Source organism: Micromonospora sp. RL09-050-HVF-A (assembly GCF_019374995.1).
Taxonomy (GTDB): domain Bacteria; phylum Actinomycetota; class Actinomycetes; order Mycobacteriales; family Micromonosporaceae; genus Micromonospora; species Micromonospora antibiotica.
On the sequence record NZ_JAGKQP010000002.1, the window covers coordinates 4,058,164 to 4,080,957 of the forward strand.

A 22,794-nucleotide genomic window follows, 5' to 3' on the forward strand; every position below is an offset into this window, starting at 1 on the left:
CGGCACGGTGACGGACGCTGAACACGGGATGAACGCGATTCGCTGGCGGTACGCCATGGACGCCGCCCTCTACGGGCCGCGCGGCTTCTTCGTCTCCGGGTCCGGCCCGGCCGACCACTTCCGGACCAGCGTGCACGCTTCTCCGGCGTTCACGGCGGCGGTGTTCCGGCTCGTGTCCCGCCTCGACGCCGCCCTCGGTTTCCCCACCCCGTTCGACGTGGTGGACGTGGGTGCGGGCCGGGGTGAGCTGCTGCGCGCCCTGGCCGCCCTGGCCCACGGGTCGGCGACGCCCGGCGCGGCTGCGACGCCGCTGGCCCACCGCCTACGCCTCACGGCCGTGGAACCGGCCCCCCGCCCGGCGGACCTGCCGCCCGACATCGCCTGGACGACCGAACCCCCGGCGGGAATCACCGGCCTGCTGACCGCGACCGAATGGCTGGACAACGTCCCCCTGGACGTGGCCGTCCCCACCGGCACCGGCTGGCGCTACCACCTGGTGGACCCGAGCACCGGCGAGGAGACCCCCGGCCCCCCGCTGACCCCGGAAGACCTCACCTGGCTGACCACCTGGCACCCCACCCCAATCCCCACCCCAACCCCGGCCGCGCCCCCCACCACCGCCCCGGTGATCAAGAGGTTTGCGTCAACGGAGGGGCCCGAACCTGACGCAAACCTCTTGATCACCGGGCGGGGGGAGCGAGGGGGACGGGTTGAGGTGGGGCGGAGTCGGGACGAGGCGTGGGGGCGGGCCGTCGGGCGGCTGCGGCAGGGGGTGGCGTTGGCCGTGGACTACGGGCACCTGCGCGAGCGGCGGCCGGTCGACGGGACGTTGACCGGGTACCGGAACGGACGGCAGGTGCCTCCGGTGCCGGACGGGTCGTGCGACATCACCGCGCACGTCGCCATGGACTCCGTCGCCGCCGCCGGTGCGCAGGTCGCCGGGTGTGCGTACACGCTGGTGTCGCAGCGGGAGGCGCTGCTCGCGCTCGGGGCCGACAGTGGGCGACCGGCGCTGAGCCTGGCCGGCAGCGACCCCGCCGGGTACGTGCGGGCCCTCGCCGCCGCCTCGGCGGTGGCCGAGCTGACCGACCCGGCCGGACTCGGCGGGCACCACTGGCTGCTCCAGCCGGTCGGCGTCGCCGTCGATGCGCTCATGGCACGATGACCGGCATGACCACGGACACCGGTGAACTGCGCGAGCTGACCGTCGGCACCGGGGCCGGCGGGGAGCAGCTCGGCACCGACATGGTGCTCAACATCGGCCCGCAGCACCCCTCGACGCACGGCGTGCTGCGGCTGAAGCTGGTGCTCGACGGGGAACGGGTGGTCGCCGCCGAACCGATCGTCGGGTACATGCACCGGGGTGCGGAGAAACTGTTCGAGGTCCGCGACTACCGGCAGATCATCGTGCTGGCCAACCGGCACGACTGGCTGTCGGCGTTCTCCAACGAGCTGGGTGTGGTGCTCGCCGTCGAACGGCTCATGGGCATGGAGGTGCCCGAGCGGGCCACCTGGCTGCGGATGGCGCTGGCCGAGCTGAACCGGGTGCTCAACCACCTGATGTTCCTCGGCTCGTACCCGCTGGAGATCGGCGCGATCACCCCGGTCTTCTACGCCTTCCGGGAACGGGAGACCATCCAGGCGGTCATGGAGGAGGTCTCCGGCGGCCGGATCCACTACATGTTCAACCGGGTCGGCGGGCTCAAGGAGGAGGTCCCCGCCGGCTGGACCGGACGGGCCCGCGCCGCCATCGGCGAGGTCCGCCGCCGGATGCCCGACCTGGACCGGCTGATCCGACGCAACGAGATCTTCCTGGCCCGTACCGTCGGGGTGGGGGTGCTGTCGGCCGCCGACGCCGCCGCGTTCGGGGCGTCCGGGCCGGTCGCCCGCGCCTCCGGGCTCGACCTGGACCTGCGCCGCGACGACCCCTACCTGGCGTACGACCAGCTCGACGTGCCGGTGGTCACCCGCACCGCGGGCGACTGCCACGCCCGCTTCGAGGTGCTGCTCGACCAGGTGTACGCCTCCCTCGACCTCGCCGAACAGTGCCTCGACCGGGTCGACCGGCTCACCGGGCCGGTGAACACCCGGCTGCCCAAGGTGGTCAAGGCCCCCGAGGGGCACACCTACGCCTGGACGGAGAACCCGCTCGGGATCAACGGCTACTACCTGGTCTCGCGGGGCGAGAAGACGCCGTGGCGGCTCAAGCTGCGCACCGCGTCGTACGCCAACGTGCAGGCGCTGGCCACCCTGCTGCCCGGCTGCCTGGTGCCCGACCTGATCGCGATCCTCGGCTCGATGTTCTTCGTGGTCGGCGACATCGACAAGTAGACCGGGGCCAACACCACACCCGGGCCCGACCTGGTCCGGCAACGGGGGCCTGATCCGGCCCTGCCCGGCAACGTGGGCCCGACCCGGCACCCGGACGGTCAGCGCCAGTGGCCGCCGGCGCGCGGGGCGTCGTCCTGCGGGGGGTAGCCGTACCGCTCCTCGCCGTCGGACTGCTGGTGCCCGCGTGGTTCGGGGTCGGGGGTACGCCACGACACCACCGGCTCCCGGTCCCGCCATTGCTCGGCCGGTTGCCCGCCCCACCGCTGGTCGTCCACGGGAGCGGACCGGTCCGCAGCCGCCGGTCCGGACCGCCCGGACCGGTCCACAGCGGACTGCCCGGTGCGCGTGGACCAGTCCGGCGACGGCTGTCGTACGCCGCCCGGCCACTCCTCGCCCGGCGGGACGGCCCGCCCCGGCCGCTCCTGGGCCGGCTGGGCAACCGACGCCGACCAGTCCGGTGCGGACGGCGCGGGCTGGGCGGCCCCGGCCGACCACTGCTCGGCCGGCCGGTGACTGCGCGCCGGCTCCCGCCACTGCTGCGGCACCGGGACACCACCCGCCGGCAACGCCGGGCGGCCCTCCGGCGTCGACCGTCCGCCACCCCACCGCTCACCGGTCCGCGCCGGCTCCTCCCGGTAGGCGTCCTCCTGCCGGTACGGGTCCTCCTGCCGGACCGAGGCCCACCGGTCGGAGTAGTGGTAACCGGCGCCGTCGGCGTGCACCTCCGCCCGGCGCTCCCCGACCCGCAGCTCCCGGGCACGCCCGTCGTCGCGCACCTCGGCCCAGCGGTCACCGGCGCGTACCTCGCGGGCCGGCGGGTCGGCCCTGTTCTCGGCCCACCGGTCACCGGCCGGCACCTCGGGCGCGGACGATTCGCCACGGGTCTCGGTCCAGCCGGACCGGCCGCCGGACGACCTGACGCCGCCCTCCCCACCGACCGGGGACCACTCGGGGCGGGGCTGCTCGGGACGGGACCACTCGGTGCGGGCCGGTTCGGGACGGGGCTGCTCGGGACGGTCGTCGGCCGGGGCACCCCACGAGGGGCCGGACGCGGCCGGCCAGGCCCGCTCGTCGCGGGACGGCGGGCGGGACGCCCGGGACCGGTCGTCCGACGGGGCGGACCAGTCCCGGCCGGGCGGCTCCGCCTGACCCGACCAGGGGTGCTGCGGCTCCCCACCGGCCCAGGACGGCTGCTCCGCGCCAGGCGTCCAACGACCGGCGTACCCACCGCCGTAGCCGCCGGCCGGATCGGGACCGTCGACGACGGTGTGCCGGGTGGTCACGTGCACCGTCTCGGTGTGCCGCACCACGCCGAGCGGACGCGACGTCGACTCGGCACCGGGCACCGGGCCACGTGGTTCGCGAGCGGACGCCCCGTACCCGCCGGGCTGGCCGGGCTGGCCGGTGGTCGGGCGGTCCGGGGCGTACCGGCGGCCGGACGCTGCGGGGGTCTCCCGGTCGGCGGCGACCCGGCCCCGGCCCGTCGCGACCGGCTCGGCGTCATCCGCCGCGCCCCAGTCCGGCGGGCTCTCCTCGGCGACGGCCCGCCGACGGCCGACCGGGACCTCCGGCGCCGGTTCGACGGCCGGGACCCGGGCCCGGCCCGCACCGACGGCCCGATCCTCGACGGCCGGCGGGTCGCCGGCGGCCGTCGCCAGATCGGCTGTCACCGCATCCAGCCGGCGACGCAACGCGGTGACCTGCTCCTCGGCCCGCTGGGACTGGTCCAACGCCTGGTTGCCGCGCTGGGCGGCGGCGACGATCTCGCTACGCAGCTCGCGCCGCAGCTGCGCCAGCTCGTCGAGCACCTCCGCGTCGGACGACCGGGTGCCGCCGTCGGCCCGCAGTGCGATGGAGAGGCCGATCAGCACCACGGCGGTGATGGCCAGCACCGCGGCGAACCGCAGCGGACCGTTGCCGTCGGCGAACAACAGGATCAGCGCGGCGATGGGCGCGAACGCCACCCCGATCCAGAACAGGACGGTCAGGAGCTGCGGGCTGCGCTTCTCGGAGACGACCGGGGAGGGCATGGCTGTGCAGCCTACCGAGATGTACGCGGGCTGGGAACGGTCCCAGGGCAGAAATGCCCCGATCTCGGCCGGTACGGCGCAGCGGGCCCGGCTGACCTGCCCCGTGCACCGAGGTCGTCGCCGCACCCGTAGACGGGGAAGGTGAGAAACGACTCAGGACGGGCCCGGTCGCGGTCGGGGGGAGCCGACCGCGACCGGGAACACTCAACTGGTGGCGAGCGCGCCGTCGGACGAGAAGACCAGGCCCACGCTGGCGGTGCCGGTCTTCAGCGCGTTCTTGGTCTGCGGGCCACCGGCGTCCAGCGAGCTGAACGAACCGGCCTTGAAGTCGTAGACCTCGACCAGACCGGCCTGGCACTTCGGCCGCTGCGGGCACTCCGGCGGGCCGGCCAGCACGGTGTCCTTGCCGGAGCACTTGGCCGCCAGGTCGGAGAGGGTCTTGAGGGAGTACTTGTCGGCGAACGCCTTGGTCACCGCGAAGGCGTTCTGGTCCTGCGCCGAGGACGGGGTGCCGAACGTGATGCCCGCCTTGTCACCCTCGGACTTCAACGCGCTGACCGTCTTGTCCAGCTCCGGCGAGGAGACCGGGGTGGCGTCCTTGCCGTTGGCCTTGGTGTTGAGGAACTCCGCCATGGTCGCCGCGTACTCGGGGACGACCTGGATCTCGCCCTTCTCCAGGCTCGGCCCGTACAGCTCGCGGTTGCCGATCTGCTGCACCTTGACCTGGTAGCCGGCCGCCGTGAGGGCGATGTTGTACAGCTCGGCCAGGGTCTGACTCTCGGAGAAGTTGCCCGCCCCGACGACGATCTGCCCACCCGGCCCCTTGGCGATGCCGGTGGTCAGACCCGTGGCGACGGCGAACTCCTCGGCCGCCGCCTTCGGCGTCTTGCGGTCCACGTCGACGGCCTTGTTGAGGGCGATCAGCTTCGGGGTGTCCAGCGCGGCGGAGACCTTGTCCAGCGCGGCGAGCAGCTGCGGGTTCGCCACCTTGGCGTTGACCGCCGGAATGATGTTGTCGGTGTTCTGGAGCTTCTTGTCGTCGTCGAGGACGACCAGCTGCTCACCGGCGACCGGGGCGCAACCCGCACCGCTCGCGCCCTGCTCCGGAGCATCGGTGCCGGACGAGCCGGCGTCTCCGCACCCGGTCAACAGACCCGCCATGGTCAGGGCGCCCACCGCACCCACCGCCAGCCGTGTCCGTACGCGCATCGTGCCCGCCTTCCGTGTCCCGGCACGGCCCGGGCAGGGCCGGCCGCGTGTCCGACGGGCGACGGCCGCCGCCCGCGGGTTCAGCCAATATCCTTCCGGACCGACCGACAAACTCTGAACCGCTTTCGTAACGTGATCGTCACGGAAAGGGATCAGTTCCCCGCCGTGGCGTCCGCCGCCCGCCGGTTCGCCACCCGCCGGGTACGCCGCAGCGGTCGCGGAGTCACCACCCGCTCGACCAGTGCCAGCAGCCCCTCCGCCGCCAACGCCAGCCCGGCCACCAGCACCCCACCGGCGATGATCTGCCCGCCACCGGCCGCGATGTCCAGCCCGAAGCCGGCCCGGATGATCTGGCCCAGCCCACCACCGTTGACGAACGAGGCCAGTGCCGCCGTCGCCACCACCTGCACGGCGGCCGTCCGGAACCCGGCGGCCAGATACGGCACCGCCAGCGGCAACTCCACCCGCCGCAGCACCTGCCACCCGGACAGCCCCATCCCGCGCGCCGCGTCCCGGGCCTCCGGGTCGGCCTGCCGCACCCCGGTGTACGCGTTGGCCAGCAGCGGCGGCACCGCGAACACGGCCAGGGCGACCACCACCGCCGGACGCCCGAATCCGAGGAAGGTCAGCGGGAGGATGGTGAGCAGCGCCAGCGTCGGGATGGACAGGGTCAGGTTGGAGATCAACACGACCGCTCCGCCGCCGCGCCCCGAGTGCCCCAGCCAGAGACCGACCGGCCAGGCCACCAGGCAGCCCAGCAGCACCGCCGCGACGGACATGCTCAGGTGCTCCCCGACCCGGTCGAGCACCCCACCGGGATTGGTCCAGTTGAGCGGGTCGTTGAGCCAGACCACCGCCTGCTGCACCGGGTTCACTGGATATGCCTTTCGTTCGCGACTGCGGGGCTCCGCTGCGCTGCACTCCTCGCGCTCACCGGACCAACCTTCCGCTCGCGACTGCGGGGCTCCGCTGCGCTGCACTCCTCGCGCTCACCGGACCGACCTTCCGTTCGCGACTGCGGGGCTCCGCTGCGCTGCACTCCTCGCGCTCACCGGGGACGGCTCCGCAGCCAGGGGGTGAGCAGGCGGCCCACGCCGGCCAGGATCAGGTCCAGCACCAGGGCCAGCAGGACGCAGAGCAGCGTGCCGGTCATGATCTGCGCCTTGTAGAAGTTGTTCTGGAAGCCGGCGAAGATCAACTGCCCCAGGCCACCCCGACCGATCACCACCCCGACGGTGACCAACGCGACGGTGGAGACCGTGGCGAGGCGTACCCCGGTGAGGATGCCGGGCAGGGCCAACGGCAGGTCGATGCGGAACAGCCGGGCCCACCGGCCGTACCCCATGCCCTCGGCGGCGTCGCGCACCTCCGGGGGCACCTGGTTCAGCCCGGCCACCGCGTTGCGGACGATCACCAGCAGCGCGTACAGCACCACCACCGTCAACACGGTCACCGCGCCGATGCCCAGATAGGGGGCGATGAACGCGAACAGGGCCAGGGAGGGGATCGTGTACAGCACGCCGGTCAATGCGAGAATCGGCCCAGCGAGACGGCGGTACCAGTAGGCCACCACCGCCAGCGGCAGGGCCACCAGCGCGGCGAGCAGCACGGCCCGGCCGGTCAGGGAGGCGTGCTCGCGCAGCGCGGCGAGAATGGTGTCAGAGTTGTCCCGCACGTACTGCCAGGAGAACCACGGATTACCCGGCTCGGCCCGGTAACTCAGGTGGAAGGACACACGTGGACGTTACCCCCGGGGGCACCGGCGACGCAGGACACACTGCCGCCTCGATCACGCTCGACGGCATCCGCAAGCGGTACCCCGACGGCACCGACGCCGTCCGCGAGCTGAGCCTGGAGGTGCCGGCCGGCGAGCTGGTGGTGCTGATCGGCCCGTCCGGCTGCGGCAAGTCGACGGTGCTGCGGATGATCAACCGGCTGATCGAGCCGACCGGCGGCCGGATCATGCTCGGCGACGAGGACATCACCCGCGTCGACCCGGTGAAACTGCGGCGGCGGATCGGCTACGTCATCCAGAACGTGGGGTTGTTCCCGCACCAGACGGTGACCACCAACGTCGGCACCGTACCCCGGCTGCTCGGCTGGTCGAAGGAGCGGATCCGGCAGCGCAGTGGCGAGCTGCTGGAGCTGGTCGGGTTGGACCCGGCCCAGTTCGGACGCCGCTACCCGCACGAGCTGTCCGGCGGGCAGCGGCAACGGGTCGGGGTGGCCCGCGCGTTGGCCGCCGACCCGGTGGTGCTGCTGATGGACGAGCCGTTCTCCGCCGTCGACCCGATCGTGCGGACCCGGCTGCAGGAGGAGTTCCTCCGGCTCCAGGCCGAGGTCCGCAAGACCATCGTGCTGGTCACCCATGACCTCGACGAGGCAGTCCGGCTGGGCGACCGGATCGCGGTGCTGTCCGAGGGCGGCCGGCTGGAGCAGTACGACACCCCGGCGGCCCTGCTCGGCACGCCCGCCTCGCAGTTCGTCCGGGACTTCGTCGGCGCAGACCGGGGCATCCGCCGGCTGGCGGTCACCCCGGTCACCCGGGAGGTGCTCGACGGGGAGGCCACCGACGCCACCCTGCCGGAGCTGCCGCTGGGCCGCTCGGCGTACGACGCCCTGGCCGCGATGCTCACCGCCGGCACCGACGCGGTCCTGGTCACCGCCGACGGCCGGCCGGCCGGCACGCTCAGCCGCGCCCGGGTCCTCGATCTGGGGCAGCCCGGCAGCTAGCCGGCGTGGAAGTGCCACCCGGACCCGGTCCAGCGGGTCGGTGCGGGGGCGGGCCGGCCGCCTACGGGTCAGGCCCGGCCGCCCAGGCTGGCCAGCCCGATGATCCAGCCGGCGAAGAAGCCGTAGCCGGCACCGGTGCCGGTGGCCTCGAACGCGGCCTGCAGCGGTCCGTCCGTGGTGAGTAGCGCCGCCACCAGGGTCGCCGCCGCCCCGGCCAGGGTGTACGCGGCCCAGCCGGAGAAGAACTGGCTGGCCGAACCCGGCACCCGGGCCACCTGGCCGGTCGGCAGCAGGTAAAGCAGCGCGGCGGCGAACACCAGCAGCAGGATGGCCCGCAGGTCGGTGGCGAGCACCCCGTGCGCCGGGTCCGCCGACTCGACCCGCCAGGCCGGCCAGGCGAGCAGCCGCAGATACCAGCCACCGGCGGAGTTCGGGTCGGTGTGCGCCTCGGCCCAGCTCACATACCACGGGCTGCCGCAGACGCCGACGAGGATCAGCGCGGCGAGGGTGCCGGTGCCGGCGGCGGTGCCGTACCCGCGCACGGTGCGGGGACGTTGGGTGAGGGCCATGCGGCGGGAAGTGCCCGACCCGCCCCGACCGGCAAACCTCTCCCGCCAGCCGGCGACGCGACCGCTCAGTGCTTCATCAGGTAGTCGATGAACGCGGCCCGCAGCAGCGGCGCGGACTCCTCGTAGCCGTGCCCGGTCAGCTCCCGCCACAGCGCCGCCGCCTCGTCGATGGTCGGCCCGACCGAGTTGGGCGCCCCGTCGAGCGCGGCGGCCTCGTCGGCGTTCGGCAGGTGCCGCAGCACCGACCAGAAGAAGCCGACGTCCCGCCGCTCCCGGGCCCGCGCGAAGGCCCGCTCCCGCAACTCCTCCGTAGAGAGGGCGTCGAGCTGGTCGAAGGTGTGGCCGGTGCCGGCGGAAGGAGTCTCGGTCATGCCCGCGAGCCTAACCGGCGAGATCCTTCCCGGCCCGTCGTCCACGCCCGCCCGTACGGTCGCCACCGGTCCGGGCCCCGCTGGGATGGTCCGCCGCCCGATCGGGGTCACCGTTCGTCGGCGTCCCAGCGCGGCGGGCCGCTCTGCCAACGGGGGGCCTCCCAGGGGTCGGGCGGGGTGTCGGCGTCGGTCGTCCGCTCCGGCAGCGCCGGGGTCCAGTTGCGCGCCTCGCCGGCCGGGGGCATCGACCACCCGGAGCTGATCGCCCCGTCCCGCACCGGCGGCAGCTCCACCGGCTCACCCCGGGCCGTCCGGGGTCGGCCCCACGTCTCGACCATCCGGGTGACCACCAGGCCACCCGCGAGCGCCACCCCACCGACGGCCCACCGGTCGGTCGGAGCGCCGGTCCCGGTCGCCCAGGCCAGATAGGTCACCACCAGGGCGACCGCGAGGAGGGCACCGAAGATCCCGCCCCGCCGGCCGTACGCGCTGGCACCGCCGAGCATGGACACGCCCACCGCGAGCACCGTCCAGTCCAGCCCCGACCCCGGCGTCACCGGGCCGGTCGCGTTGGCGGCGACGAGCACCCCGGCGAGCGTGGCGAGCACGGTGGAGGCGGTCAGCGCGGCGGCGGTCACCAGGGCGGCCGCCATCCCGCGACGCAGGGCCGGATCGGCCACCGGCCGGAACCGGCCGACCAGCCGACGTACCGCCCGGATCGCGCCGAACGCTCCGAGCAGGACGGCCACCGCGGCGAAGCCGGCGAACAGGTAGTAGGCGTTGCGCCGGGGGTCGTAGTCGGCCTGCACCGCCACCGGCAGGGTCCACCGCTCGATCCACACGATCATTCCGGCGGCGGCCGCGAGGCTCGCCGCCCAGCCGGGCACGTGCAGCACCACCACCGCCCAGGCCAGGGCCAGCCCACCCAGGGCGGCGGCGACCAGGGCCGGCACGACCGCCGTGGACACCCCCCGGTCGCCCTGCTCGGCGAAGTGCAGCGCGGCGGCCAGCGCGACCGGGCCGATCGCCAGGTTCACCGCTGCGGTACGCAGGCTCAGCCCGGCGGCGACGACGAGCAGACCCAACGCGACCGCGTCGACGAGCAACCGGCGCAGGCCCGCCCCGCGCAACGCGTCGGGGTTCTCCCGCCAGAGCAGGTAGGCCAACGCGACGAGGGCGAGCAGCAGCACCAGTTCCCAGACCACGTGCACGCCCAGCCGGTCGCGGCCGGGCTCCCCGTGCGTCGGGTCGTCGAAGACGGTGTCCAGTGCGGTCACGGGCACCTCTGCCGACGCCGCCCGGCCCGGTTCGTCGTACACCATGCGGTGCGCCTCCCAGGTGACCGGCCGTCCCCGGTGACGGCTGACTGTTCTCCGGTCGCCAGGCACCGTACCCGCGCGCAGGGCCGGGCGTAACCCCTCGGTCAGCGGCCGGATCGGTCCTGCCGGTCGTCGGCGTCGTCGTCGGACTCGGGGACCCGGCAGGAGCGTTCGAGCCAGAGCGCGGCGGCGACCAGTGCCAGGGAGGCGAGCGCGCCGGCCCCGGCGGCCGGCCGGTCCTCGATCGCCGCGTTGGTCGGCTCGACGAAGAGCCAACCGGTCAGCCCGGCGTAGAAGCCGAGGAAGATCGCCCCGGCCAGCGCGGACGCCTTGGCCAGCACCACGAACCGGGCCACCAGCAGCGGGTTGACCGGTTCCCGGCCGGGCTTGCGCTCGATGCGGCCCCGGGTGTTGACCGCCGCGTACGCCTCGAGCACGGCCAGCGCGGCCAGGGTGACCACCGGCAGCCAGGGCAACCGGGGGATCCCGCTGTAGTAGAAGCTGCTGATCAGCAGCCAGGCCAGGGCCGCGGCGGCGAGCGCGGCGACCACCAGGGTCGAGAACCGGGTGGGGCCCATCCTCGACCCGTCGGGTTCCTGGTCACGGGGCGGTCGGGGCGCTGTCATGCCGGCCGGCTCCACTGGTTCATAAGTCCGACTCTAACGTCAGATCGGGGCGCGGGTTCAGTTCCAGGGCGTCACCGGCGACCGGTTCGGCGTTGAGCAGGTCGGTGAGCCAGCCGTGGCCGGTCAGTCGCCCGTGCGGGTCGATGTCGATCCACGGTCGGAGCACGAAGGCACGCTGGTGGGCGCGGGGGTGCGGCAGGGTCAGCTCCGGGTCGTCGCTGAGCACCGGCTGGCCGCTGTCGTCCCAGACGGCGACGACGTCCACGTCGAGGGTGCGCGGGCCGAACCGGCGGGCCGGGTCGCGGACCCGACCGGCGGCCCGTTCGGCGGCCTGCGCGCGGGCCAACCAGTCGCCCGGGGCCGCCGCCGGGTCGGCGACCATCACCGCCGCGTTGAGGTACGCCGGCTGGTCGGCGTCCCCCCAGGGGGGCGTCTCGTAGACGCCGGAGAGCACCAGCACCGTGTCACCGAGGCGGTGCACCGCGGTCCGCAGGTGGCCAAGCCGGTCGCCCAGGTTGCTGCCGATCGACAGCACCGCCCGGGTCACCGGGTACGCCGCAGGGTGACCGACACGTCGGCGAAGGGGTGCGGGATCGGGGCCTCGGGTTTGTGGACGGTGACGGTGGCGGCGGTGACCAACGGTTCGGCGAGGCAGACCGCGAGCAGCCGGTCGGCGAGCGTCTCGATCAGGTTGACCGGCTCGCCGGTGAGCACCGCGACCAGCCGCTGCGCCAGCTCGCCGTAGTGGACGGTGTCGGTCACCTCGTCGGAGCGGGCGGCCGGGGCGAGGTCGAGTTCGAGGACGGCGTCGACCACGAACTCCTGCCCCTGGGCGCGTTCGAAGTCGTACACGCCGTGTCGGCCCCGGGCCCGCAGGCCGGTCAGGGCGATCCGGTCGGTCATCGTCGTCCTCCCTCTGCCCGGCCGGCGTGGGCCGGGTCCTTCCCGATGGGGGTGGTGGCGAGCCGGGGGTGGCCGGTGGCCGACCAGACGGCGAGCGCGTCGACGGTGCCCAGGACGTCGTGCACGCGGACCCCCCAGGCGCCGGCGGCCACGGCGAGCACGCTGGTGGCGACGGTGGCGGCGGCCCGGCCGTCGGTGTCGCGGGGGGTGCCGTCGGGTGCGGCGAGCAGCCGCCCCAGGTAGGACTTGCGGCTGGCCCCGAAGAGCAGGGGGAGGCCGAGTTCGAGCAGTTCCGGCAGGCGGGCGCTGAGTTCCCAGTTGTGCGCGGCGGTCTTGGCGAAGCCGAGCCCGGGATCGATCACGAGCCGGTCGGCGGCCACCCCGGCGGCCAGCGCGTCGTCGACCCGCTGGGCCAGCTCGGCCCGGACGTCGGCGACCACGTCGGTGTACGCGGCCAGCTCGGCCATTCCGCGCGAGTGTCCCCGCCAGTGCATCAGCACCCAGGGGCAGCCGGCGTCGCGGACCACCCGGGCCATGTCGGGGTCGGCCAGTCCGCCGGAGACGTCGTTGACCACGGCGGCCCCGGCGGCGACGGCCGCCTCGGCCACCGGTGCCCGGGTGGTGTCGATGCTGACCGGCACGCCGGCGGCGGCGAGTTCCCGGATCACCGGCAGCACCCGGGCCGCCTCGGTCCGTGGGTCGACCCGGTCGGCGCCCGGTCGGGTGGACTCGCCACCGACGTCGACCAGGTGCGCACCCTCGTCGCGCAGTCGCACCCCGTGTGCGACGGCGGCGTCCAGATCCGCGTACCGGCCGCCGTCGGAGAAGGAGTCGGGCGTGACGTTGAGGACGCCCATCACCACCGGGGCCTGCGCCCGTACCAGATCGGTCACGACTAGACGGTACCGGTCGCGCCGGGGCGTCCCGGGAACCCCCACCGGCCCTCTCCACGGCCGGACTGACGTGCCGATTAGAACAGGTGTACTATCGGTCTTCCGGGCCGAATCGGGTCGACTCTTCGCGGCTTGTCGCAAAGGGGGGCGGCCCGTACGCTGTGGAATTGCCCAGCATCAAGAGATGGCGAAGCCTGGAGGGAGGGCCAAAGCGGGAAAATCCCCCCAAATCTCGCCACTCTCCGTGGTGGGAGACCCGCACCGCGTCAACGATGCCGTGCACAGTGAGCACATTCCCGCCAGGCTTGCCTACTGCACCACCGCGGCGCCGCCGGCCGCGTTATGGGGAGGTTCCAGTGATCGCCTTCGAGCTGATGGAGACGACGTCGTCCGGCGTCGCGCAGGTGCTGCACACCCTGGCGACGGCGCCACTCGCCGAACCAGCCCCCAAGGGCATCGACACCAACGGTGTCGTCACCTTCTTCGCCAGCAAGATCGCTCCCATCCTGCTCGCGGTGCTCGGGGTCATCTTCATCGGGCGGGCCAGCCGGGGTGAGATCTCCAAGGTGCTCACCAGCTCGGCCATCGCGATCGTCGGGCTGGCCTTCATCGCCGGCGCGGCCACACTCTTCTTCATCGGTGACTATCTGATCGATCTGATCTTCGAATAGGCGCGGGCGAGACATGCGGCTGCGCACCGACGACGACATCTACCGGGCCCGCCTGGTCTACCTCGGGCCGCCCGGCTACACCCTTCCGGTCCACCTGCCCTACGCCCAGTACGGCCTGTTCATGCTGCTCGTACCCCTCTACATGTTCATCCACTGGCTGTTCACGTTGCAGGTCGAGCTGTTTCCCGCCTGGGAGATCGCGCTCGCCATCGTGAGCACCTCGTTCATCTTCCGGTACGTCGACCCGGACCGGCCGGCGCGGATGGTCATCCGCACCGCGCTCACCGACTGGCGACGCACCCGGGAACCGGCCGCCGAGCTGCGGGACCCCCGCCTGGTCGGCAGCCGGATCAGGATCCGGGAGGAACTGGCATGACCGGGTGTACCCGCATCGGGCAGTCGGACCACATGGGTGAGGCGGTCGAATGAGTCGCTCTTCCACGCCGGGTTTCCCGGCCGGACGACACAGCGCCCCACACGGTAACCGTGCGCGCTCGTTCGACTACCCCCAGGAGGAGTTGCGGGACGACGAGCCGTACGACCCGACCCTGCTCACCGGCCCGGGCAAGGTCGGCGTCTTCCAGGCACCCCGCCCAACCCCCGGCGGGGCACCCCCCCAATCGAGCCGGTCTCCGCCGCGCCGATGCTGGTGGGTGACGGCACCGACATCGACTCCCCCTTCCTCGATCTCTTCGGCGGCGGTCCACGCCCCGGCACCCCCCGGCACCCGGTGGGCCGCCCCCGGCACCGCCGCGCGGCGCGGCCCCGGCCGGCAGCCCCAGCCCGCCCCGCACCGAATCGCCGCCGCGTCGACGCCACCGGCGGCGATCGAGGCGCAGGCGCCTCCGGCGGCCATCGAGGCGGCCCCGCCGACCGAGCGACCGGCCCGTACCCGGGTTCCACACCAGCAGGGCGACCGGTCGGCGGTCGCCGGTGACCGGCCGACCGAACCACCGCAGCGGGCACCGCGCCGCGTCCCGGCCGAGTTGTTCCCCCGGGACACCGGCGAGCCGCTCACCGCCCGCGAAGCGGCCGAACGGGCCCGCCGGGAAGCCACCGAACGGGCCCGGGAAGCCGCCGACCGCAGCCGCCGGGAAGCGGCCGAGCAGGCCCGGCGGGAAGCCGCCGAACAGGCCCGCCGGGCGAGCGCCGAAGCAGCCCGACGGGAGGCGATCGCGCAGACCCAGCGCGAAGCCGCCGAACAGGCCCGACACGAGGCCGCCGAGACGGCGCAGCGGGAAGCCGCCGAGCAGGCCCGCCGGGCGGCGGCCGACGCGGCCCGGATCGAGGCCGCCGAGCGCAGCCGGCGCGAGGCCGCCGAGTCGGCCCGGCGGGACGCCGACGAACAGGCCCGAAGGGCCGCAGCGCTGACGGCTCGGCCCCGCCCCACCCCGGTGGAGTCCCCGCCGACGACCTGGCCCGACCACGTCGAGCCGGTCTGGCCGGAGACCACCGACCCGGCCTGGCCGGAGCCGGCCGAACCGGTCCGCGTCGAGTCCGTGACCGCGCCGGCCGGCGCGCTGACCGCCGAACCGACCCGGCGTGCACTCGTCGAGCCCGACCCCACCGAACCCGGCCCCCGCGAACTGGCCGCGCCGAGGCAACGTGCGGCGAGCCGCCGGACCGAGGCGACCAAGCCCGTCCGGGTACGCCCCCCGAAGATCAAGTTCGGTGACCGGGACCCCTCGATCGACCTGGCGATCACCGAGATCGCCGGACACCTGACCTTCACCCCCAACACGGTCACCGCCTGGTACTGGCTCCCCGAGGTCCGATGGGCGTTCCGCCCGGACGCCGAACGCGAGGCGCTGCTCTCCGCGATCTCCGAGCAGTACGCCGGCCTGGCCGGTTTCCGGCTGCACCTGCGCCGCACCACCCGGCCGTTCCCGGCCGACGAGTGGGCCCGCACCATCGACGCGCACACCGCGTCACCGCTGCCCGACGTCCCCGGCACACCCGGCTGGGCCGACCACCTGGTCGCCGCACAGCAGCACCTGATGTCGGTCAACCACGCCGAGGGACAGACCTACCTGGGGGTCACCTTCGCCCGTCGCTCGCTCGGCGACTCCCTCACCGAACGCCTGCTGCGCGCCTTCGGCAGGGGCACCGCCGACGGGGAGCGTCGCAAGCTGGGCCGCACCGTCGAGCAGTTCGACGAGGTGCTGGGCAGCTTCGGCATGCGGGGTCGGCGGGTCACCGCACAGGAGCTGGAGTGGTTGCTCTACCGCTCGGTGGCGCTGTGCATGGCCCCGCCCGGCACGCTCTCCCCGGTTACCAACGGGCGGTGGGAACGCGGTGACCTGCTCGCCCTCACCGAACAGGTCGAGCGGTACCGCACCCCGTACGGCACCACGGTCAAGCTGGTCAACCGGATGACCGGGGAGGAACGGCACGTCGCCGTGCTCGCGGTCGGCCGGATGGAGCCGTTGGAGATCCCCGAACGGCACGAACCGTGGCTGCACTTCCACGAGCGGCTGCCCTGGCCGATGGAGATCTCCACCCGGGTCGACATCCTCGGCTCCGGTGACTCCTTCCGTAACCTCGAACACCGGCTGCGGATGATCCGCTCGCAGCAGCTCGACTACGCCGAACACGGCATCGACGCCCCGCCCGAGCTGGAGCGGCTCGCCAAGCGGGCGCTGGTGATCGGTGACGAGATGACCACCGGCCTGCCGGTCGACTCCGCCCGGGCGCACGGCTGGCACCGGATCGCCGTCGGCGGCCGGACCCGCGAGGAGTGCATGGAACGGGCCCGCCGGCTCATCCAGCTCTACTCACGCGAGCTGCGCATCTCGCTGCAACACCCCAAGAACCAGGACTGGCTGGCCCGGGAGTTCATCCCCGGGGAGCCCATCGCCAACACCGGCTACGTCCGCCGGATGCCGGTGCCGCTGCTGGCCGCCGCGCTCCCCCAGGCGGCGTCCACCGTCGGTGACCGGCGGGGCGACCTGATCGGTCGTACCGCCGGGACCTGCCGCCGGCCGGTCTTCCTCGACCTGCACTTCCCGATGGAGGTACGCGAGCGGTCCGGCCTCGCCGTCTTCGTCGCCGAACCCGGCGGTGGCAAGTCGACGCTGCTCGGCGCGCTCGGCTACCTGGCCGCCCGGCGGGGGGTCCAGGTCACCCTGCTCGACCCGTCCGGCCCGTTGGCCCGGCTCTGCGCCATGCCCGAACTCAAGCCGTACGCCCGGGTGCTCAACCTGACCGGCTCGGAACCGGGGACGCTGGCCCCGTACGCGCTCATCCCCACCCCGCTGCGCAGCGAGTTCAACAGCGGCGCGGCGGGTGACCGGGAGTTCGAGATCGCCGTCTCCAACGCCCGGGCCGAGCGACGCATGCTGGTGCAGGACATCTGCATGATGCTGGTGCCACCGCAGGTGGCCAGGGAGGCGTCCACCGCCACCCTGTTCCGGCACGCGGTACGCCAGGTGCCCGCCGAGGAGACCTCCACCCTGGACGACGTGGTCGCCTGCCTGCAGGGGCTCGACGACGACGCCGGCCGGGAACTGGCCCACCTGCTGCTCGACACCGCCGAGATGCCGCTGGCCATGCTCTTCTTCGGCCGCCCGCCGGAAGGGCTGCTCGGTGCCGACGCGGCGCTCACCGTGATCACCATGGCCGGTCTCCGACTGCCCGACCTCAAGATCGAACGCGAGTACTGGTCGGCCGAGGAGGCGCTGGCGCTGCCGATGCTGCACACCGCGCACCGCCTCGCCGTACGCCGCTGCTACGGCGGGTCGATGTCCTCCCGCAAGCTCGTCGGCCTGGACGAGGCGCACTTCATGGAGGGCTGGCGCTCCGGCCGGTCCTTCCTGGTCCGCCTCGCCCGCGACTCCCGCAAGTGGAACCTCGCCGCCCTGGTCGCCTCACAGAACCCCAAGGACATCCTCGGCCTCGACGTCCAGAACCTCGTCTCCACCGTCTTCGTCGGCCGGATCGCCGAGGACACCGAGATCGCCTCCGAGGCGCTCCGGCTGCTCCGGGTCCCGGTCGACGACGGCTACGAAGCCACCCTGGCCTCCCTGTCCGCCGTCGACACCACCTCCGCGACCCGGCTCGGCTTCCGCGAGTTCGTCATGCGGGACGTCGACGGCCGGGTGCAGAAGGTCCGGGTTGACGTGTCGTACGTCGAGGGGCTGCTGGACCACCTCGACACCACCCCCGCCGCAGCCGCTCAGGCCGCCGGGATACTACCGACCGTCCTGGCTGATCTGGAGGCGTGACAATGGCGAGGACCCGGGCACGGATCACGGCGCTCCTCCTCGCACTCGGCGTACTCGCCGGTGCCACGATCGCCTGGCCGGTGATCGGGGCCACACCGGCGTACGCCGCGACATCCGTGACGGCACAGGCCGCGGCGGATCTCTGCACCACCAAAGAGTGGCAGGCCGACTTCCGCGCCTGTGTGAAGAAACTGAAGCAGGTCAGCGAAACCGAGGTGGACTGCCGCAAACCACCGGTTCCCTCAGCCCCCGACTCCGGGCTGGCCGGCTGGTTCGCCTCCCGGCCCGACGCGTCGAAGCTCCCCGGGCCGAAGGGCCTCTACAGCGACTACGGCTACGGCGGCTACAGCTTCAACACGTACGACGTCGATGGTGGCTGCGCCTCCACCGTCCTGCATCCGGACTACAAGTTCACCACGACCGTCGCCAACGGCGAACTGATGATGGCCACTGCGGTGGTGGGTGCCTCGAACGCGCTCCGGGAGCGCGCCTGGGATCCACGGTCGATGTGGAACTGGGCGGACCCACTGGTGGAGAAGGCGACCAAGGCCGTCTACCAGAAGGTGTTCAGCGTCTTCGGTATCGTGACGCTCTGCGTGGTGGGCCTCTACCTGCTCTGGCGTTCCCGTCAGTCGGACATGAGCAACGCGATGACCACCGCTGGCTGGGCACTGCTGGTGATGGTCGCGGTGACCGCGCTCGCGGCCTGGCCGGTGAAGTCCGCCAACATAGCTGACGGCACCCTCATCACCTCCCTCGGCGTCGTACACGACGCCGTCGGACCTGCGACCCGTGACATTCCACCGGACCGATGCGTCCTACCGAACCCGGATGCATGCGTGGACAAACGGCCCCCTGCCGTCCGTGCCAGCGACACCGCCACCGAATCGATGTTGTACCGCAACTGGCTACGTGGGGTCCTCGGTTCGGCGGACAGTGACACCGCGCAGAAGTACGGGGCGGCCCTCTACGACGCCAAGTCGCTCTCCTGGGAGGAGGCGGAAAAGCTCCGGCAGAACCCCGCCACCCGCGAGGCCACCATCAAGGCCAAGCAGCAGCAGTGGATGACGGTCGCCGAGCAGATCAAGGCCGAGGATCCCGAGGCTTACGAGTATCTCCAGGGCAGCCGGGACATGGACCGGATCGGTTCCGGGTTCATCGCGGTGCTCGCCTCGCTGCTCTTCGCCATGTTCGACCTCACCGCCTCGTTGTTGGTGTTGCTCGGCTTCATGATCTTCCGTTGGGCGGTCATCGCCGCACCGATCCTGGGCACGATCGGCCTGCTCCGCCCGGCCAGCGCCGGGTTGCGGCGGCTTGCGAACGCCGTGGTCGCCGCCGTCTTCAACATCGCCATCTTCGGCACCGGGGCGGCGATCTACCTGTTCGCCGTCGACCTGATCATGAGCACCCCCACCCTGCCGGGCTGGCTTCAGGTGGTGCTGGTCTGGCTCTGTGGTGTGGTCGGTTGGTTGTTGCTCCGGCCCTACCGGAGGATCACCCAGCTCGGCGGCAAGGACAGTAGTGAGGCGGTCGGCTCGGCCGGGTCGTGGCACCGCCGGTTCTTCCGGGACATGCGCGTCGCCGCCCGCCTCGACGTGGCCGAGCCGGGAGGTACGGCCGAGCCGAAGCTCACCCGGCGGCGCGGGGCCGCGCTGGAACCGGTCACCCTGCGTCCTGAGGCCAGACGCGAGGACCCCAGCCACTCCACGGTCAGCACGCCGGCGCAGCGGGAACGCCCGGATGGACGCGAGCGCGCCGACGAGACCGAGGCGAAGCCACCGTCGCGGGAGACCAGCCGGCCGACGGCCGCACCCCGCCCCCGGCGCCGCACCCCGGCGAGCTGGACCGAGCCGGACGTACCGGAGGAGGCCCCGTCCTTCGTGGTCTACCGACCCGGCTCCGCCACACCCGCACCGACACCGGTGAAGCCCAGCCCCCGTATACGCTCCGAGGCCAGGTGACGCGATGCGGCGAGCAGTCGAATTCCTCTTCACGCGACTCATCCGGTCGCGACTCGGCATCGCACTCGTGATCGCCGTGCTGGTGCTCGGGGTGATCGGCACGGCCCGCCTGGTCTCCGGTCCCGATGACCTCAGAGCGGGACTCAGCAGCCGCCCACGGGAACCGATCACCACCGTCGATCCGGAAGAGGGTGACGACGGGGTCATCGCCACGCCGTCCCCGGAGTCACCGCGTACCCGACCCGGTGAGTTGACCCCCGAGCAGACGGCCACCCGGTTCACCACTGCCTGGCTGGGCGGGTCCACCACCACTGCCGAGCAGTGGCAGGCGGCTCTACGGCCGATGTCGACGCCGGAACTCACCGAGAAGTTGACCGGTGCCGACCCGGCCGGGGTGCCTGCTGTCAAGATCGCCGGCGCTCCGACGCTGCGTCCCCGGACGGCGGTCTTCGCGGAGGTTCTGGTTCCCTTGGAGGGCGGACGGCTGCGGCTGGAACTGGTTGCACCCGACGGCCGTTGGTTGGTGGATGCCGTGGACTGGGAGCGGGAATGACTGCCGAGCTGTCACCGACCGGAGCCCCACGCCGCCGGGTCCGGGTAGGTGCCGTCGCCGCCGCACTGACCGGCGTTTTCGCGCTGCTCTGCTGTGGTGGCGGCAGCGCCGCGTTCTTCCTGACCAATCTCGGTGGCGACCAGGAAACCCTGGTGTCGAACGAGCAGCAGTGCGATGACGAGCACCGGGTCAGTGTCACCGGCAAGATGCCCCGGATGTCGGTGTACGGGGCCACTCAGATGCGTAATGCCGCAGTCATCATCAAGGTCGGTCAGGAGATGAAGGTTCCGCCCCGGGGCTGGGTGATCGCGGTGGCGACGGCGATGCAGGAATCGGCGTTGCGCAACCTGTCCAACAGCACCGTCGCCGGTTCCAGTGGCATTCCCAACGAGGGGGTCGGGTCTGACCACGACTCCCTCGGCCTGTTCCAGCAGCGGGCCGGCTGGGGCAGCGTCACGCAACGGATGAGCCCCGACTATGCGGCCCGCAAGTTCTACGAAAAGCTGCTGAAGCTCGACGGTTGGGAGCGGATGCCCCTGACCCGGGCCGCGCAGAAGGTGCAGATCAGCGCCTACCCCGACGCGTACGCAAAGCACGAGGACGTCGCCAGTCAGATCGTCAACGCACTGGCAGGTGGGGCCGCCCGGACGGTCCAGATCGCCGACCGGTCGGTGTGTGACCGGGCCTCCGCGCGGACCATCGCCGCTTCCGGATGGACCGCGCCGATCGAGGGCGGGGTCGGCTCCGGCTTCCGTACCGCGAGTCGACCGCGACACAACGGCGTAGACATCGGCGCACGCAAGCGCACCGAGATCCATGCCGCTGCCACCGGTCGGGTGCTCGTTGCCCGCTGCGATCCGGACCACGCTGGCAATCTCAGCTGCAATGTCGACGGCTTCCCCGGAAAGGGAGGGTGTGGCTGGTTCGTCGACATCCTGCACGCCGGTGGCTTCGTCAGCCGCTACTGCCACATGATCGAAAAGCCGCGGGTGACCCCCGGGCAGCTCGTCAAGGCCGGTGAGGTGATCGGCCTGGTGGGCAGCAGTGGCAACTCCTCCGGCCCACACCTGCACTTCGAGGTGCACGTCGACAGTGACCGTAGCTTCGCCGGTGGGATCAACCCGGTGCCGTTCATGCGGCAACGTGGTGCACCGCTGAACGGCTCGGCATGAGACCGACGCGACGATGAGCGGACCGCTGCCGGACCCCTTCGCCGGCCAGCCCGACTGGGCACCGCTACCGCCGAGGCCGATAGAGATCGTTCCCGCCACCAGCCGGGTCGAGCTTCGTGGCCGCCGCGTCCTCGTCGGGCTTCCGGGCCTCGGGTGGCGGGGAGACCTACGCGCCGACGAACGGGTGGTGCAGGGCAGCCGCACCTACGTGCCGATCATTCCCGAACACGAGTGGTACCGGGCAGAGTCCGACCAGGTCGAAGTTTTCGCCCCGCTCGTCCCCGTGGAACGGGTCTGGGTGGAGACCCTCAGGGCCCGCCCATCGACCGCTGATGCTGGTCGTGGCCAGGGCATTCGTCTGGTCTCCCTGGACGGACCGACACACCCCGCCCCCACCCCGGTCTTCGAGACGGATGCGGTCAACGGCCGACGGGTGGTGCACGTCGAGGACTCCACGGAACACCGCGATCTTCGCGCGGTGACCGAGTCGTACTCGGGTGCCGACGGCGACATCTGCGTGCGGGTCACTCCGGAACTGGAGTGGTACCGCTGGGCCTGGCGCGGACAACCGCCCACCACCCTTGAGGTTCCGGTCCACCTGCTGTGGATCGAATGAACTAAATCCTCTTGGTGGCTTCGCAGACTCTCCAATGGTCTTTTAACCGGGTTTGAAAGCGCCAACGTTGCCGGTCGGTCTGAGAGATGCCGTCCACGGCGGCTGAGAGAATGAGGTCGGTCTCCACTTGCGCACTTTCGCCCTCTCGTTTGATCAAGAGGGCACCCCAACTGACCGTGAGGGTGGTCGCGAAACGGCGCTCCCTGTCGCGTAGGTCGTCACGTAGCGTTCGAAGTTCGGCAAGGCCGTCTGGGTTCCCCTCGCACACAAGGAGTTCTGCGCGGGTGTCGTTCTCATTGACCAGAAACTCGCGAAGGTAGTTGTCCACCACGACGTCCGGGGCGCTGCGGTCGGGGGTGGCGGCCCGCTCGTACAGCACGTAGCCGGTCACTCCGGCCCCCACACAGAGCAACGCCAACACCCCGCCGACGACGGTGAGGACGGTCCGGAGCCGGCGAGGCCGACGCGGCGGCACCGGCAGCGGCGCAGGGGGTGCCGACTGGTCCGGTGGGGTCCGCTGCGCCGGTACGCGGGACACCTGGGAACCGGCGGGGGGCTGCACTGATTCCACCCCCTGAGGCTATCGGCTGGCCGCCTCGTACCCAATGCCCCGG

General features: G+C 72.6%; 22 protein-coding genes. 10 read left to right on the top strand and 12 right to left on the bottom strand.

Annotated elements, in window-relative coordinates; all coding sequences use genetic code 11:
• Nucleotides 1-28: 28 nt before the first annotated feature.
• Together J7462_RS17750 and J7462_RS17755 are read left to right on the top strand one after the other, a co-directional pair.
• Entirely contained in the window at nt 29-1,165 is a 1,137-nt protein-coding gene (locus J7462_RS17750) for an SAM-dependent methyltransferase (RefSeq protein ID WP_219470424.1), read from the top strand.
• A complete protein-coding gene (locus tag J7462_RS17755; RefSeq protein WP_219465076.1) occupies nt 1,162-2,331 on the top strand; it encodes an NADH-quinone oxidoreductase subunit D in 1,170 nt (389 codons plus the stop codon). Before J7462_RS17750 ends, J7462_RS17755 begins: the two co-directional genes overlap by 4 nt.
• Nucleotides 2,332-2,429: 98 nt before the next feature.
• Here J7462_RS17755 and J7462_RS17760 read toward each other — a convergent pair whose 3' ends face one another.
• From J7462_RS17760 to J7462_RS17775, 4 genes are all read right to left on the bottom strand, one after another.
• Complete coding sequence (locus J7462_RS17760) at nt 2,430-4,361, bottom strand: hypothetical protein (RefSeq protein WP_219465077.1); 1,932 nt, start codon at nt 4,359-4,361, stop codon at nt 2,430-2,432.
• Nucleotides 4,362-4,565: 204 nt separating this feature from the next.
• Complete coding sequence (locus J7462_RS17765) at nt 4,566-5,570, bottom strand: glycine betaine ABC transporter substrate-binding protein (RefSeq protein ID WP_208567753.1); 1,005 nt, start codon at nt 5,568-5,570, stop codon at nt 4,566-4,568.
• 152 nt (nt 5,571-5,722) lie between these two features.
• Nucleotides 5,723-6,445, bottom strand: coding sequence for an ABC transporter permease (locus J7462_RS17770; RefSeq protein ID WP_208567752.1), 723 nt, complete (start codon nt 6,443-6,445; stop codon nt 5,723-5,725).
• A 173-nt stretch (nt 6,446-6,618) separates the two neighbouring features.
• Nucleotides 6,619-7,305 (bottom strand): ABC transporter permease, encoded by a 687-nt coding sequence (locus tag J7462_RS17775; protein WP_208567751.1) that lies wholly within the window; start codon nt 7,303-7,305, stop codon nt 6,619-6,621.
• Between the two features lie 2 nt (nt 7,306-7,307).
• Between J7462_RS17775 and J7462_RS17780 the strand changes: the two genes are divergently transcribed.
• Nucleotides 7,308-8,303, top strand: a complete 996-nt coding sequence (locus J7462_RS17780; protein WP_219465079.1) for an ABC transporter ATP-binding protein — start codon at nt 7,308-7,310, stop codon at nt 8,301-8,303.
• Nucleotides 8,304-8,371: 68 nt separating this feature from the next.
• Here J7462_RS17780 and J7462_RS17785 read toward each other — a convergent pair whose 3' ends face one another.
• From J7462_RS17785 to folP, 7 genes are all read right to left on the bottom strand, one after another.
• Nucleotides 8,372-8,872, bottom strand: coding sequence for a hypothetical protein (locus tag J7462_RS17785; protein WP_219465081.1), 501 nt, complete (start codon nt 8,870-8,872; stop codon nt 8,372-8,374).
• Nucleotides 8,873-8,937: 65 nt separating this feature from the next.
• Nucleotides 8,938-9,243 carry a hypothetical protein gene (locus tag J7462_RS17790; RefSeq protein WP_088643875.1) on the bottom strand — a complete coding sequence of 102 codons (306 nt, stop codon included), beginning with the start codon at nt 9,241-9,243 and terminating at the stop codon, nt 8,938-8,940.
• Nucleotides 9,244-9,350: 107 nt separating this feature from the next.
• The gene (locus J7462_RS17795) at nt 9,351-10,565 is read right to left on the bottom strand and encodes an ABC transporter permease (protein WP_208567748.1); all 1,215 of its coding nucleotides are present in this window, start codon (nt 10,563-10,565) and stop codon (nt 9,351-9,353) included.
• 101 nt (nt 10,566-10,666) lie between these two features.
• The gene (locus J7462_RS17800; protein WP_374197533.1) at nt 10,667-11,188 is read right to left on the bottom strand and encodes a DUF3180 domain-containing protein; all 522 of its coding nucleotides are present in this window, start codon (nt 11,186-11,188) and stop codon (nt 10,667-10,669) included.
• Between the two features lie 19 nt (nt 11,189-11,207).
• On the bottom strand, nt 11,208-11,735 hold the full coding sequence (gene folK / locus J7462_RS17805) for a 2-amino-4-hydroxy-6-hydroxymethyldihydropteridine diphosphokinase (protein WP_219465082.1): 528 nt from the start codon (nt 11,733-11,735) through the stop codon (nt 11,208-11,210).
• A complete protein-coding gene (gene folB / locus J7462_RS17810; RefSeq protein ID WP_208567746.1) occupies nt 11,732-12,091 on the bottom strand; it encodes a dihydroneopterin aldolase in 360 nt (119 codons plus the stop codon). The genes folK and folB overlap by 4 nt, the downstream gene beginning before the upstream one ends.
• Nucleotides 12,088-12,984, bottom strand: coding sequence for a dihydropteroate synthase (gene folP, locus J7462_RS17815; protein WP_219465084.1), 897 nt, complete (start codon nt 12,982-12,984; stop codon nt 12,088-12,090). The genes folB and folP overlap by 4 nt, the downstream gene beginning before the upstream one ends.
• A gap of 356 nt (nt 12,985-13,340) precedes the next feature.
• Between folP and J7462_RS17820 the strand changes: the two genes are divergently transcribed.
• Genes J7462_RS17820 through J7462_RS17850 form a run of 7 tightly spaced genes read left to right on the top strand, consistent with a single transcriptional unit; the run spans nt 13,341 to nt 22,180 of the window.
• Complete coding sequence (locus J7462_RS17820; RefSeq protein WP_091247662.1) at nt 13,341-13,655, top strand: hypothetical protein; 315 nt, start codon at nt 13,341-13,343, stop codon at nt 13,653-13,655.
• A 13-nt stretch (nt 13,656-13,668) separates the two neighbouring features.
• A complete protein-coding gene (locus J7462_RS17825) occupies nt 13,669-14,031 on the top strand; it encodes a hypothetical protein (RefSeq protein WP_067302246.1) in 363 nt (120 codons plus the stop codon).
• A 49-nt stretch (nt 14,032-14,080) separates the two neighbouring features.
• A complete protein-coding gene (locus tag J7462_RS17830) occupies nt 14,081-17,878 on the top strand; it encodes an ATP-binding protein (RefSeq protein WP_255597770.1) in 3,798 nt (1,265 codons plus the stop codon).
• 2 nt (nt 17,879-17,880) lie between these two features.
• Complete coding sequence (locus J7462_RS17835) at nt 17,881-19,839, top strand: MFS transporter (RefSeq protein WP_219465086.1); 1,959 nt, start codon at nt 17,881-17,883, stop codon at nt 19,837-19,839.
• Between the two features lie 4 nt (nt 19,840-19,843).
• Complete coding sequence (locus J7462_RS17840; protein WP_219465088.1) at nt 19,844-20,392, top strand: hypothetical protein; 549 nt, start codon at nt 19,844-19,846, stop codon at nt 20,390-20,392.
• Nucleotides 20,389-21,564 carry a M23 family metallopeptidase gene (locus J7462_RS17845; RefSeq protein WP_219465089.1) on the top strand — a complete coding sequence of 392 codons (1,176 nt, stop codon included), beginning with the start codon at nt 20,389-20,391 and terminating at the stop codon, nt 21,562-21,564. The genes J7462_RS17840 and J7462_RS17845 overlap by 4 nt, the downstream gene beginning before the upstream one ends.
• A gap of 13 nt (nt 21,565-21,577) precedes the next feature.
• Complete coding sequence (locus tag J7462_RS17850) at nt 21,578-22,180, top strand: hypothetical protein (protein WP_219465090.1); 603 nt, start codon at nt 21,578-21,580, stop codon at nt 22,178-22,180.
• A 1-nt stretch (nt 22,181) separates the two neighbouring features.
• Here the strand turns inward: J7462_RS17850 and J7462_RS17855 are convergent, their stop codons facing one another.
• Nucleotides 22,182-22,742, bottom strand: coding sequence for a hypothetical protein (locus J7462_RS17855; RefSeq protein ID WP_219470428.1), 561 nt, complete (start codon nt 22,740-22,742; stop codon nt 22,182-22,184).
• Nucleotides 22,743-22,794: the final 52 nt, after the last annotated feature.